We start from the raw sequence: 12,400 nt of genomic DNA on the forward strand, positions 1-12,400 counted from the left end.
GAACCTCCATGGAAAACAGCGCCATCCGTATCGCCCTGATTGGCGATTACGACCCGCAGGTCACCGCTCACCAAGCCATTCCCGTCGCCCTCGGGCTGGTCGCCGAACACCTCAACCGCAACGTGCAATTCGAATGGTTGCCCACCGAGCAGATCCACGCCGATACGCCGCTCGAGCGGTTCGACGGTTTCTGGTGCGTCCCCGCCAGTCCTTACAAAAGTGAAGCCGGCGCATTGCGGGCGATCCGTTTTGCCCGCGAACAGCAGCGCCCTTTCCTCGGCACCTGCGGTGGTTTTCAACATGCGGTGCTGGAATTTTCCCGCAACGTGCTGGGTTGGGAGGATGCCGAGCATGGTGAGACGTCACCTGAATCTGAACGTGCGGTACTCACGCCGTTGACCTGTTCGCTGGTAGAAGCGGTGGACAGCATTCACTTGGTGCCCGGTTCGTTGATCGCCAAGGCGTACGAAACGTCGCAGATTCGTGAAGGCTATCGCTGCCGCTTCGGTGTGAACCCGCAGTTCGAACAGCAACTGTTGGGCGATCGGCTACAGGCAGTGGGGCATGATTCGTCAGGGGATTTGCGCGCGATTGAGCTGACGGATCACCGTTTCTTTGTCGCGACGTTGTTCCAGCCGGAACGTGCGGCGCTCAAAGGGTTGATGCCGCCGCTGGTGCGCGCGTTTGTTGACGCTTGTGGGGAGTCACGTTGATGACTGATTGCTTTGCGGTGATTTTTACGTCGACTCGCACCGAAGGTGACAACGGCTATGCCGAGGCGGCCGAGCGCATGGCCGTGTTGGTGAGTGAGCAGCCGGGGTTTCTGGGTGTCGAGTCGGTTCGTGGGGCGGATGGCGTGGGGATTACGGTGTCGTATTGGCAGAGCGAAGCGGCGATTCTGGCGTGGCGGCAGCATCCTGAGCATCGGGAGATTCAGGCGCGTGGTCGTTCGCAATGGTATTCGGCGTTTCATACGCGGGTGTGTCGGGTGGAGCGGGAGTATCGGTTCGGCCAATAAAAGGGCGGCGCATTGGCGGCCGCCTTCGCGAGCAGGCTCGCTCCCACAGTGGATTTGTGATCGACGCAGATCCAATGTGGGAGCGAGCTTGCTCGCGAAGAGGCCTGCACTGTCACAGAGCGTCTCAGCCGCGCACCAGACTGCGCACCGCCACAATCTCCGGCACGTCAACCTTGCTCATATACACCCGCAACGGCTCGGTGATGTTGATCCGCTCATCGATATGCTGATCCAGCAACAACTGAATCAACTCGCGTTTAAGCGTCATGGTCTGCGCTGTCGCCGGCGCCCAGACAAATTCGTTCACAGGAATAATGCCGTCATCCGCCACGTCCATGCCGAACGAATCTTCGCTAAATCGCACGATGTACTGACCGGTTTTACGGTTAAGGCCGACAAATCCTTTGAGATCGTCAGCAGCCTGGCAGATGAGTTGGGAGGTGATGCGCATGGTAAACCTCACGAAAGGTGATCGATGGTTTACACGCAGGGCAACTGCACGGCGAGCCCTCTGCCGGGACGTCTGCCGAGGGCAAGCGTACTGCAAACGGCGCCACAAAAGTGCAGGAAAAATCGCTTTTAATACGTTTATGTCGGTCTGGCGATAGCACGCAATCGATTCAGTTGTTAAAAGATACGTCTTTGAAAATGCCCTGCGAAAGGAACTCGAACATGCCCGCCACTTTCACCAAAAGCGCTCTGGTCCTGAGCCTGCTGCTCGGCCTCGGTCAGGCGCACGCCGCCAGCCAGACGGATCCTGCCGCCGTCGCCGCGGCCCACGGCATCCCGCACCCGGCGGTAATCGCTCACCGTGGTGCGTCCTTCGATGCACCGGAATCCACCGCAGCGTCCTACAAACTGGCGCGTGATCTGGGCGCCGATTACCTGGAAATGGACCTGCAGCGCAGCAAGGACGGCGTGCTGTTCGCCCTGCACGACGACAACCTGCAACGCACCACTGACGTTGCCAGCAAGTTTCCGGAGCGCAAAGACGCCTCGGCCACCGCGTTCACCATGGCCGAACTGAAAACCCTCGATGCCGGCAGCTGGTTCAACGCCAAGTACCCGGATCGCGCCCGCCCGTCCTACGCCGGACTGAAAATTCTGACCCTCGATGAAATCATCGACATCGCCCAGGCCAACCCGCAACACAAACCGGGCCTGTACATCGAGACCAAAGAGCCGCAGCTGTTTCCCGGGATCGAAAAAGACCTCAAGGAAAAACTGCAGGATCGTGGCTGGCTGAGCCCGGCCGGTTCGAAACTGGCGAAAAGTGCGCTGGGTGTCGGTCAGGGCAAAGGCAAAGTGATCCTGCAAACCTTCGAGAAAAACAGCCTCGAACTGCTGGAAAAAGAAATGCCGCAGGTGCCGAAGATCCTCCTGCTGTGGGTGGGTGAAGGCAGCATCGAGCCGAAATCGAAAGTAACGTTTGCCGAATCCGGCGAGAAGGACAAAAACGTTTTCTACGGTAAACAAGAGCCGAAGTCCGAAGCCGAATTCAAGCAATGGGTGGATTACGCCAAGGCTCAAGGTGCAATCGGCACCGGCCCTTCGGCGAAGCTGACCAAGGGCGGCGATCAGAGCTATTCGGATCTGGTGCAACCGTGGATGAATAAATACACCCACGATCAAGGCCTGCTGGTGCATGTCTACACCGTTGATGAGCCGGTGGACTTCGAGAAAGTCATGGCCGCTGGTGTCGACGGCATCTTCACCAACCGCGCCAGCGAACTGTTGAAGTTCTACAAACGCCCGGCGGCTGGCAGTGTTGATCAGGTGTTGAAGAACAACGGCTTCTGATCTGAAATCGAGGCGCCTTCATTGCGGGCAAGCCACACTTCCACAGGTTCTGTGCGGGTGTGTGGCTTGCCCGTTTTGTTTGGGTGCGGAGTTTTAAGGGTGAGTTAAGTTGCGCTGGTTAACCTGAGGCCACTTAAACGAATCACCCCAAGGAACGAACCGATGAAAACTTTGACTGCCCTGTTTACTGCTGCCGCCCTGACTCTTACCGCTGGCCTGGCTCAGGCTGATGTTCGCGTTGACCAGATTCCTGAACTGGTCAAGTCGGGCAAGATCAAGTCGCTGGAGTCGATGAACGCCGAAGCGCTGAAACTGCATCCGGGTGCGACTATTACTGACACCGACCTGGATAACCACTTCAATGGTTATGAGTATGAAGTTGAGCTGAAGACGGCTGATGGTAAAGAGTTCGACGTGGACTTTGATGCGACCACTGGCAAGGTGTTGAGCAACAAGCAAGACACTTGATTGAACGCACCACCAAAAGCCGCACGATTGAAAGATCGTGCGGCTTTTTTGTGTCTGGTGTTTGGCGTGGTTGATGTGTTGTCAGTGAGATTTTCTCCCCCTCACCCCAGCCCTCTCCCCCAAGGGGGCGAGGGGAAAGGGAGCAGACCGCGGGCTATTCAAGGCCTGAGTTCGACTCGATATTTCAGGTCGGCGCACCTCAAATAGTCACCGCGGTCAGTCCCCTCTCCCTCTGGGAGAGGGCTAGGGTGAGGGGAAAAGGCATCACGCCGAGGTGCTGACCAGCGAACCCGAGGTGCTCGAGTCGGAATCCTGTAACGCCTGCAACAGCGAGGCAGTGGCGGTGGACAGGGAGGCCGAGGTGGCAGTGATCTGCGCTTGTGCGGCAGCCACTTCGGCGACCTTCGCATCCGAACTTTCCTGCTTCGCCTGCGCCGCTTGCAACGCCTGTTGCTGTTCCTGCAATTGCTTCTGCAACTCGGCAATCTGCTTGCGCAGTTCTTTCACCGAATCCGACTCCTCGCTGCTGCTGGAACCGCTGTCACCCGCCGGAGCGGCACCACCACCGGCGGCGACTTTACCGGTATCGGCCGTCGCACCCGTGCTGGCGGTTGCTGAGGTAGACGTGTCGTCACCAACGTCACTGATCGACGTTTTGCTGGTGGGTGTGGTGACGGTCTGATTGATCGAAACAGAAGTGATGCTGACCATGGAAAGGCTCCAATGCCGGTTATAGATAACCGGTCATCGACCACGCCCGTATCGATTTGAGATCGACTGTGTACCGACTCGGTATCCGAACCGGTACACGTCCGATAGCGTCAGGCGCTCAAGCGAGCGGTGACTTCATTGAGTTGCCCGGACAGGCTATGCAGGTTCTGGCTGGCGCTTTCGGTGCGCTGCACGTTGTCGAGGTTGGTGCTGGCAATCGACGTAATCTCGGTGAGGTTGCGCGAGATGTCCTCGGCCACCGAGGTCTGCTCTTCGGCAGCAGTAGCGATCTGACGGTTCATGTCGCGGATCGCTTCCACGGCGTGGGTGATGCGCTCCAGCATCGCGCCGGCCTGAGTCACTTGCTCGACACTTTCTTCGCTGCGCGTCTGGCCGCTGTCGATGGCATGCGCCGCATCCACCGCACCGGTCTGCACGCTCTGAATGATCTGGTTGATCTCGATGATCGACTCAGCCGTACGTTGCGCGAGGTTGCGCACTTCATCGGCGACCACGGCAAAACCACGCCCGGCTTCACCGGCGCGCGCCGCTTCGATCGCAGCGTTGAGCGCCAGCAGGTTGGTCTGTTCGGCGATGCCGCGAATCACCTCCAGCACTTTGCCGATACGACCGCTGTCGGCTTCCAGACGACGGATCACCGTGGCGGTGTTGGCGATTTCGCCGCGCATCTGGGTGATCGAGTGGATGGTGCTCTGCATGACCTTTTCACCCTGTTGGGCGGACTGGTCGGCATCGTCGGCCGCACGTGCGGCGTCTGCGGCGTGACGCGCCACTTCCTGCGCGGTGGCGGACATTTCGTTCATCGCCGTGGCCACCTGATCGGTGCGGTTGAACTGCTCGTTGGTGCCGCCGGCCATGGTCGTGGCGATGGCGTTCAACTCGCCGCTGGCGCTGTCCAGATCCGACGCACTGCGTTGCAAACGGGTGAAGGTGTCGGCGAGGAAATCGCGCAGGGTGTTGGCCGCAGCGGCGAGATTGCCCAGTTCATCCTGACGGTCGCTGACCACACGCTCGGCGAGTTTGCCGCGACTCAACTGAGTGACGTAATCGATCAGTTTGCGGATCGGCTCGACCAGGTTGCGGTTGACCAGCCACAGGCTGAGCAGGCCGATCAACAGACCCGACGCGAGCATCACCAGCAGCCCCAGCCATACGGTGCGATCGGCCTCGGCACTGATCAGCGCCGACTGCGCGGTGCCTTGCTTGCGCAACTCGGCGACCAGTTCGCTCATCTGATCACTGGCGGCACGGTCAACGCCTTTGACCGCCGCGTCACCTGCCGTCGGATCACCACCGGCAGCCACGTAGGCATCGCGGCCCTTCTGGTAGGCAGAACCGAGCTGACGATGCTCATCGCGCAGGCGTTCGATACGGTTTTTCAGGCTCGGCTCGAGGCCTTTCTGGCCAGCCAGTTCGCCGAGAATATTCTGCACATCGCGCTGCCGGTCTTCGAACTGGCCCCAGTACTTGGCCAGATCCGCCGGTTGCTTGCCGCGCAGCAGGACGTTTTTCCATTCCTGCACCTGCACCTTGAATTGCAGGTTGGCTTCATCGATCAGTTGTGAAGTGTGCAAGGGACCGGCGATCAACTGGCTGTAGCTTTGCACGCCGTTGGACAGAAAATGAAAACAGGCCAGCGCGATCAACAGCACCGCCAGCAGGCTGCCGCTCAGCAAGGCGAGAATTTGCGCTCTCAGGGATTTTTGCAGCATCGAAAGATACTCAGAACAAGGATGAGGCACGCCCGGTAGGGCGTGAAATTGTGCCGGACATCCATGTCGGCGAGCCTTGGCTCATGGCCAAGCGCGCGCAACGTAACCCAAGCGTGATCGGCGTACCAGAGCGCTTCTTGAAGAAATTCCGACCGTCGGTAAGTCGCTGATTTGACGTCACTTTGCTGTCACATAAACGTCATGTGACATTGCGATGATGCGGCTCAGTGAACCTGCCATTTGCGCGACCGACACACCCTCCTCGCAGCGAGCCTTCATGAACCACAGCCTCGATATCAGCCATCGCGATCCCGATCTGTTTGGCCTGCTCTACGGCTATCGCTTCCTCCCCGGCGAACGCGGTCGCGAAGTTGACTCGGCGACGGCATTGCGCTGTTTGCAGGACGACAGCGACAGTGGCGAATTTCTTTGGCTGCACCTCAATCTGGCGCATGCGGCGTGCGAGCGCTGGATGAAAAGTCATCTGCAATTGCCCGAAGAGTTTTTCGAGGCGCTGCACGAAGGCTCACGGTCGACGCGCATCGAGCATGTCGACTCGGCGTTGCTGGCGGTGGTCAACGACGTGGTGTTCAACCTCAGCAGCATGGTCTCCTCGGACGTGTCGACGCTGTGGGTCTGCGTGCGCAGCAAACTGATCGTCAGCGCGCGCCTGCAACCGCTGCACTCGGTGGATAAATTGCGCTCGTCAGTGAAGGCCGGCGAGCGCTTTCGTTCGCCCTCGGAACTGCTCGTGCATCTGCTCCGTGATCAGGGCGAGGTGCTGACGCAGATCGTGCGCAAGACCAGCATGAGCGTTGATCAGGTCGAGGACGAATTGCTTTCCTCACGGCTGTCGACCAACCGTGCCGAACTCGGTGCCAACCGGCGGGTGCTGGTGCGTCTGCAACGGCTGTTGGCGCTGGAACCGGGTTCGTTGTTGCGTCTGCTCAACCGGCCGCCGCCGTGGTTGCAGAAGGAGGACGTCAAGGAGCTGCGCAAGTCCACCGAGGAGTTTGCGCTGATCATCAACGACCTCACTGCGCTGGGTGAGCGGATCAAACTGCTCCAGGAAGAGATCGCCGCCAACCTCAACGAACAGAGCAACCGCACGCTGTTTACTCTGACGGTGGTGACTGTGCTGGCGTTGCCGATCAACATCATTGCCGGTTTTTTCGGGATGAATGTGGGTGGCGTGCCGTTGTCGCAGGATCCGGAGGGGTTCTGGATATTGGTTGCGCTGGTGGCGACGTTTACCGTGATTGCCGGGCGTTGGGCGTTTCGTAAGCGCGGGGATTATTGACCACGAAATGCACTACCACCGCAGATCCCCTGTGGGAGCGAGCTTGCTCGCGAAGACGGAGTGTCAGTCACCATCATTGTCGGATGACACACCGCTTTCGCGAGCAAGCTCGCTCCCACAGGGATCTTCTTTAGTCTTCGGATCAGCGGTGGAGCTAAAACCGCAAACACTGACCTGACGCAGTCTCTCTGTAACATTCTGCAACGATCATGGGCGACACTCCTTCCCTCGCTCAGGATTGTCCGCTCATGGCTACTCCCTCCCTGACCGCCAGCCCCGCGTCCGCCGCCAGCGGCAGGCCAGCCCTCGACAAGAAAACCAGCCCGTTTACCTACGTGATCTTTTTCGCCGTGCTGGCGATGGGGATGTTGTTCACCGCCTACAGCCTGATGCACGACATGCACGAACTCGGCACGGTAGTGACTACGTGGACGCCGTTCCTGTTGCTCGGTGTGGCGCTGCTGATTGCCCTGGGCTTTGAGTTCGTCAACGGCTTCCACGACACCGCCAACGCCGTCGCGACAGTGATCTACACCCACTCGCTGCCGCCGAATGTCGCGGTGGTCTGGTCGGGCTTCTTCAACTTTCTCGGGGTGCTGCTATCGAGTGGCGCGGTGGCGTTTGGCATCATTGCCCTGCTGCCCGTGGAGCTGATTCTGCAGGTCGGTTCGTCCGCCGGTTTCGCGATGATTTTCGCCCTGCTGATCGCGGCGATCCTGTGGAACCTCGGCACCTGGTGGCTGGGTTTGCCGGCCTCGTCATCGCACACCTTGATCGGTTCGATCATCGGCGTCGGCGTGGCCAATGCCTTGATGCATGGCCGTGACGGCACCAGCGGTGTCGACTGGGCGCAGGCGACCAAGATTGGTTACGCCTTGCTGCTGTCGCCGCTGGTGGGTTTCGGCTGCGCGGCGCTGTTGCTGCTGGCGCTGCGCGCATTCGTGAAGAATCGTTCGCTGTACAAGGCCCCGGAAGGCAACACCCCGCCGCCGTGGTGGATTCGTGGCTTGCTGATTCTGACTTGTACCGGCGTGTCCTTCGCCCACGGCTCCAACGATGGCCAGAAAGGCATGGGCCTGATCATGCTGATTCTGGTCGGCACACTGCCGATGGCCTACGCCTTGAACCGCACCATGCCGGAAGAACAATCGCTGCAGTTCGCCGCTGTGGCGCAAGTCACCCAGCAAGCGCTGGTGAAAAGTGCACCGCTGCCGGCGCCGGCCGATCCGCGTCCCGTCCTCTCCGACTACGTGCGCAGCAAGGAAGCCACGCCGCAACTGATCCCCGCCCTCGCCGCCCTCACCGGGCACATTGGTGAAGAAGTCAAAGGCTACGGTTCGCTGGCGAAAGTCCCGGCTGAAGCCATGGGCAACGTGCGGAATGACATGTACCTGGCCAGCGAAAGCATTCGCCTGATGGACAAGAACAAGGTCGGCAATTTCGACGCCGACACCAGCAGCAAACTGCAACTGTTCAAGCAGCAGATCGACAACGCCACGCGGTTTATTCCGCTGTGGGTGAAGATCGCCGTGGCCATCGCGCTGGGGCTGGGCACCATGGTTGGCTGGAAGCGGATTGTGGTGACGGTTGGCGAGAAGATCGGCAAGACCCACCTGACCTATGCGCAAGGTGCTTCGGCGGAAACCGTGGCGATGCTGACCATTGGTGCGGCGGACATGTTTGGTTTGCCGGTGTCGACGACGCATGTGTTGTCCTCGGGCGTGGCCGGGACCATGGTCGCCAACGGTGGCGGGTTGCAGATGAGGACCATCCGCAATCTGTTGATGGCGTGGGTGCTGACGCTGCCGGCCGCGATTCTGCTGTCGGGCAGCCTGTATTGGCTGTTCACCCAGATCTTCTAACCGCACAACTATCCTTGTGGGAGCGAGCTTGCTCGCGAAAGCGGTGGATCAGTCAACTCTGAATTGACTGACACGCAGTCTTCGCGAGCAAGCTCGCTCCCACATTGGTTTTGTATTCAGGTTCAGAGCGCGGAGCGAATCAGATCGCCGAGCCAATCCATAAACACCCGCACCCGTAACGGCAAATGCCGCTGTCGCGCATACAGCAATGAAATGCCCATCGCCGGCGCCGTGAATTGCGGCAACACCGTCACCAGTTCGCCGTTAGCCAGATGCGGTTGCATGCCGGTACGCGGCACCTGAGTAAGACCGAAGCCGCCGAGGCACGCCGACTCGTAAGCGTCAGTGCTGTTGACAGTAATGCTGCCTGCCATCGGCAAGCGCTTAACCTGCCCGCCCTCCTCGTACACAAACCCTTCCGAACGCGAACCCAGCACGCCGACATAATGCACCAGTCGATGCTGCGCGAGATCTTCCAGCGACTGCGGCACACCGTAGCGTTCGAGGTAGGCGGGGCTGGCGCAATTGACCATGGGGAAGTCACCGAGGTGCCGCGCGACCACTGATTGATCCGGTTGCGCGCCAATCCTCACCACGCAATCGAAGCCTTCGCTGAGCAGGTCGACGCGGCGATCGGTGCTGCTGATTTCCAGTTCCAGATTCGGGTGCCGATCCATGAACTGCGGCAGGTGCGGCATGACCAGGCGCCGCGCGAGAATGTTCGGCAGGTCGACACGAATGCGCCCGGTCAGCGACGCCTCGTCCTGGCGGAACAACCCTTCGATTTCGTCCATGTGCGAGAGCAGATCCTTGCTGCGTTCGTACAGCACCAGGCCGTCCTGAGTTGCCTGCACCTTGCGCGTGGTGCGTTGCAGCAGGCGCGTGCCGAGCAGCGCTTCGAGCGCTTGCACATGCTCGGAAACGGTCGATCGCGGGAGACCGAGATTTTCCCCGGCGAGGGTAAAACTCGACAGTTCGCTGACACGGACGAAGGTGCGCAGCAGTTCCAGTTTGTTCATTAGGCACCTGTCGATTGTTCGGCTGAGCCGATCAGTGATTCCGGATTCACTCTGTTTATCACCTCAGGGCGGACAAATAAACTGAGTTCATCACCACTCACCGCAATCGAGGAAGCCTCCATGAATCGCAAAATCGCATTGATTACCGGCGCCAGTCGTGGCCTGGGCAAGAACGCCGCTCTGCACCTCGCCGCTCAAGGCATCGACATCATTGGCACCTACAACAGCCGTGCCGATGAAGCCCAAGCGCTGGTCGCAGATGTCCAGGCTCTCGGCGGCAAAGCCGTGATGCTGCAACTGGACGTTGGCCGTAGCGAGAGCTTTGCCGATTTCGCTACACGTGTTGAGCAAGCGTTACAGCAGACCTTCGACCGCCAGCGCTTTGATTTCCTGATCAACAACGCCGGGGTCGGCTTGCATGCCGGTTTCGCCGAGACCACCGTCGAGCAATTCGACCTGCTGATGAATGTCCATCTGAAAGGGCCGTTCTTCCTGACCCAGCAACTGCTGCCACTGATCAACGACGGCGGGCGGATCATCAACATTTCCAGTGGTCTAGCGCGTTTCACCATTGCCGGCGCCTGCGCTTATGCCGCAATGAAAGGCGCTATTGAAGTCCTGACCCGCTATCAGGCGAAAGAGCTGGGCGCACGGCAGATTGCCGTGAATACCTTGGCGCCAGGTGCGATTGAAACCGACTTTGGCGGCGGCACCGTTCGCGACAACGCGGCAGTGAATGCGATGGTCGCCGACAACACTGCGCTGGGTCGTGCCGGTCAGCCGGATGACATTGGCGGGGCGTTGGCACTGTTGCTGTCGCCGGGTGCGCAGTGGATCAATGGTCAGCGGGTCGAGGCATCCGGCGGGATGTTTCTCTAAATACCAGGCACAAAAAATCGCAGCCTTTCGGGCTGCGATTTTTTTGTTTAACCCTGACACGCATTACGCATCATCACGCGCTCACGCACCACGTCATATCCCCAGTGATACACATAGGTGTACGGCAGGAAAAACAGCAGCACACCGATGTCGAGCAAAAACGCCTGCCACAGGCTGACCGACAACCACCAGGCAATCAGCGGCACGCCCATCACGATCAAACCACCCTCGAACAGCAGCGCGTGCACCACCCGTACCCAGGCGTTGTGCGCCACGTTCATGCGCGCAAGCATACGGTCGAAGAAGCGGTTGAACACTACGTTCCAACCCAACGCCAACAGGGCGATCAACACGGTCACCGCGCCCATTTCAAGCATCGGTTTTTGCATGATCCACGCCAGCAACGGGGTGCAGATCAGAATCGCCAGCAGTTCGAAACCGATGGCCTGGAAAATACGTTCAGTGATGGATTTGTTGGCAGTCATGGCCTGACTCCTTGAGTGAAGATGGTTGCCATGATCTATCTTGATACCGATACTTCATAACCAATAACCATCGATCAAGGCGATAGTTGATGATCTCGCAGGAAGTACTGCTGGCGTTTGTCCAGGCCGCCACGCAAGGCTCGTTTTCCGCAGCGGCGCGCAAGCTCGGGCGCAGCCAGTCGACCATCAGCGCGGCGGTGGCCAGTCTCGAGATCGATCTGGATCTGCAGCTGTTTGATCGCAGCAGCCGCAAACCGACGCTGACCCCGGCCGGGCATGTGATGCTGCAACGTGCCGAGGCGATTCTGGCGGCCAGCAGTCGCCTCGAGATGACTGCGCGGCAACTTTCCCAAGGCGTCGAACCGAAGCTGACCGTGGCGATTTCCGACACCTATCAGTCGGACCGTTTTGAAGCGGCGTTGGTCGGGTTTGAGCAGCGTTATCCGGATCTGGAACTGGAATGCCTGATCGCTGAGTGCGATGACCTGATCGAGCTGGTACAGCGCGGTCGCGCGCATCTGGCGTTCGCCGAGATGCAGGAGAACTATCCGCCGGATCTGGTCACCTCGACCGTGGCCGAACGCACGGAGATCGCCCTGTTCGTCAATCGCGACCATGCGTTGGCCAAGCTTGATCACATTGATCAGCAGATCCTCGAGCAGCATCGCGAATTGCGTCTGGCGACGATCGTCAATCCGTATGACAGTCGCGGCAAAGGTCGGGTGTGGTCGGCGCCGAGTTACCTGATGCTGCTGGAAATGGCCGAGAAGGGCTTTGGCTGGGCGCCGTTGCCACGTTGGCTGGCGCAGCGCTTTGGCAATGATCTGTTGGTGGAGTTGAAAGTGCGCGGCTGGCCTAAGCCGGTGTTTGTTGATGCGTTGTGGTCGCGCCTGTATCCGCCGGGGCCGGCGGGGAGTTGGTTGTTGAGCAAGATGCTGGAATAGCGTTGAAGATAGAGCCACCCTCACCCCAGCCCTCTCCCGGTGGGAGAGGGGGCCGACCGAGGTGTCTTGCGTCATACATCGACCTGAAATATCGAGTCGATTATGGATTCACCGCTGAGCGTTCAGGTCGGCGTACTTGTACAGCATCCCCCAATCGGTCCCCTCTCCCCCTGGGAGAGGG

General features: G+C 59.6%; 13 protein-coding genes. 8 read left to right on the forward strand and 5 right to left on the reverse strand.

Annotated elements, in window-relative coordinates; genetic code table 11:
* Positions 1-8 precede the first annotated feature (8 nt).
* Both GTU76_RS10780 and GTU76_RS10785 read left to right on the forward strand, forming a co-directional pair.
* Complete coding sequence (locus GTU76_RS10780; RefSeq protein WP_180698601.1) at positions 9-713, forward strand: CTP synthase C-terminal region-related (seleno)protein; 705 nt, start codon at positions 9-11, stop codon at positions 711-713.
* On the forward strand, positions 713-1,018 hold the full coding sequence (locus GTU76_RS10785; RefSeq protein WP_180698602.1) for an antibiotic biosynthesis monooxygenase family protein: 306 nt from the start codon (positions 713-715) through the stop codon (positions 1,016-1,018). Before GTU76_RS10780 ends, GTU76_RS10785 begins: the two co-directional genes overlap by 1 nt.
* Positions 1,019-1,142: 124 nt before the next feature.
* Here the strand turns inward: GTU76_RS10785 and GTU76_RS10790 are convergent, their stop codons facing one another.
* Entirely contained in the window at positions 1,143-1,469 is a 327-nt protein-coding gene (locus GTU76_RS10790; RefSeq protein ID WP_016984808.1) for a DUF2025 family protein, read from the reverse strand.
* Between the two features lie 221 nt (positions 1,470-1,690).
* Here GTU76_RS10790 and GTU76_RS10795 point away from each other — a divergent pair, with 221 nt between their 5' ends.
* Positions 1,691-2,818, forward strand: a complete 1,128-nt coding sequence (locus GTU76_RS10795) for a glycerophosphodiester phosphodiesterase (RefSeq protein WP_180698603.1) — start codon at positions 1,691-1,693, stop codon at positions 2,816-2,818.
* 162 nt (positions 2,819-2,980) lie between these two features.
* On the forward strand, positions 2,981-3,286 hold the full coding sequence (locus GTU76_RS10800) for a PepSY domain-containing protein (protein WP_007917758.1): 306 nt from the start codon (positions 2,981-2,983) through the stop codon (positions 3,284-3,286).
* A gap of 264 nt (positions 3,287-3,550) precedes the next feature.
* Here the strand turns inward: GTU76_RS10800 and GTU76_RS10805 are convergent, their stop codons facing one another.
* Together GTU76_RS10805 and GTU76_RS10810 are read right to left on the reverse strand one after the other, a co-directional pair.
* A complete protein-coding gene (locus GTU76_RS10805; protein WP_180698604.1) occupies positions 3,551-3,997 on the reverse strand; it encodes a hypothetical protein in 447 nt (148 codons plus the stop codon).
* A 110-nt stretch (positions 3,998-4,107) separates the two neighbouring features.
* Positions 4,108-5,730, reverse strand: coding sequence for a methyl-accepting chemotaxis protein (locus GTU76_RS10810; RefSeq protein ID WP_180698605.1), 1,623 nt, complete (start codon positions 5,728-5,730; stop codon positions 4,108-4,110).
* Between the two features lie 277 nt (positions 5,731-6,007).
* Between GTU76_RS10810 and GTU76_RS10815 the strand changes: the two genes are divergently transcribed.
* Positions 6,008-7,030 carry a transporter gene (locus GTU76_RS10815; protein ID WP_007917764.1) on the forward strand — a complete coding sequence of 341 codons (1,023 nt, stop codon included), beginning with the start codon at positions 6,008-6,010 and terminating at the stop codon, positions 7,028-7,030.
* A 248-nt stretch (positions 7,031-7,278) separates the two neighbouring features.
* Positions 7,279-8,892 carry an inorganic phosphate transporter gene (locus GTU76_RS10820; protein ID WP_016984803.1) on the forward strand — a complete coding sequence of 538 codons (1,614 nt, stop codon included), beginning with the start codon at positions 7,279-7,281 and terminating at the stop codon, positions 8,890-8,892.
* A gap of 122 nt (positions 8,893-9,014) precedes the next feature.
* Here GTU76_RS10820 and GTU76_RS10825 read toward each other — a convergent pair whose 3' ends face one another.
* Positions 9,015-9,911 (reverse strand): LysR family transcriptional regulator, encoded by an 897-nt coding sequence (locus GTU76_RS10825; RefSeq protein ID WP_180698606.1) that lies wholly within the window; start codon positions 9,909-9,911, stop codon positions 9,015-9,017.
* Positions 9,912-10,031: 120 nt separating this feature from the next.
* On the opposite strand from GTU76_RS10825, the gene GTU76_RS10830 reads away from it, so the two are divergent.
* Complete coding sequence (locus tag GTU76_RS10830) at positions 10,032-10,790, forward strand: SDR family NAD(P)-dependent oxidoreductase (protein WP_175553417.1); 759 nt, start codon at positions 10,032-10,034, stop codon at positions 10,788-10,790.
* Between the two features lie 47 nt (positions 10,791-10,837).
* Here GTU76_RS10830 and GTU76_RS10835 read toward each other — a convergent pair whose 3' ends face one another.
* Positions 10,838-11,275 carry a multidrug/biocide efflux PACE transporter gene (locus GTU76_RS10835; protein ID WP_175553416.1) on the reverse strand — a complete coding sequence of 146 codons (438 nt, stop codon included), beginning with the start codon at positions 11,273-11,275 and terminating at the stop codon, positions 10,838-10,840.
* Positions 11,276-11,364: 89 nt separating this feature from the next.
* Between GTU76_RS10835 and GTU76_RS10840 the strand changes: the two genes are divergently transcribed.
* Positions 11,365-12,219, forward strand: a complete 855-nt coding sequence (locus GTU76_RS10840; protein WP_016984800.1) for a LysR family transcriptional regulator — start codon at positions 11,365-11,367, stop codon at positions 12,217-12,219.
* Positions 12,220-12,400 lie beyond the last annotated feature (181 nt).

The organism is Pseudomonas crudilactis, from assembly GCF_013433315.1.
In the GTDB taxonomy this organism is placed as follows: Bacteria; Pseudomonadota; Gammaproteobacteria; order Pseudomonadales; family Pseudomonadaceae; genus Aquipseudomonas; species Aquipseudomonas crudilactis.

Excerpts from the sequence above, each read along its gene's own strand:
- GTU76_RS10780 (WP_180698601.1), top strand. The coding sequence starts at position 9 with ATGGAAAACAGCGCCATCCGTATCGCCCTGATTGGCGATTACGACCCG.
- GTU76_RS10785 (WP_180698602.1), top strand. The coding sequence starts at position 713 with ATGACTGATTGCTTTGCGGTGATTTTTACGTCGACTCGCACCGAAGGT.
- GTU76_RS10790 (WP_016984808.1), bottom strand. The coding sequence starts at position 1,469 with ATGCGCATCACCTCCCAACTCATCTGCCAGGCTGCTGACGATCTCAAA.
- GTU76_RS10795 (WP_180698603.1), top strand. The coding sequence starts at position 1,691 with ATGCCCGCCACTTTCACCAAAAGCGCTCTGGTCCTGAGCCTGCTGCTC.
- GTU76_RS10800 (WP_007917758.1), top strand. The coding sequence starts at position 2,981 with ATGAAAACTTTGACTGCCCTGTTTACTGCTGCCGCCCTGACTCTTACC.
- GTU76_RS10805 (WP_180698604.1), bottom strand. The coding sequence starts at position 3,997 with ATGGTCAGCATCACTTCTGTTTCGATCAATCAGACCGTCACCACACCC.
- GTU76_RS10810 (WP_180698605.1), bottom strand. The coding sequence starts at position 5,730 with ATGCTGCAAAAATCCCTGAGAGCGCAAATTCTCGCCTTGCTGAGCGGC.
- GTU76_RS10815 (WP_007917764.1), top strand. The coding sequence starts at position 6,008 with ATGAACCACAGCCTCGATATCAGCCATCGCGATCCCGATCTGTTTGGC.
- GTU76_RS10820 (WP_016984803.1), top strand. The coding sequence starts at position 7,279 with ATGGCTACTCCCTCCCTGACCGCCAGCCCCGCGTCCGCCGCCAGCGGC.
- GTU76_RS10825 (WP_180698606.1), bottom strand. The coding sequence starts at position 9,911 with ATGAACAAACTGGAACTGCTGCGCACCTTCGTCCGTGTCAGCGAACTG.
- GTU76_RS10830 (WP_175553417.1), top strand. The coding sequence starts at position 10,032 with ATGAATCGCAAAATCGCATTGATTACCGGCGCCAGTCGTGGCCTGGGC.
- GTU76_RS10835 (WP_175553416.1), bottom strand. The coding sequence starts at position 11,275 with ATGACTGCCAACAAATCCATCACTGAACGTATTTTCCAGGCCATCGGT.
- GTU76_RS10840 (WP_016984800.1), top strand. The coding sequence starts at position 11,365 with ATGATCTCGCAGGAAGTACTGCTGGCGTTTGTCCAGGCCGCCACGCAA.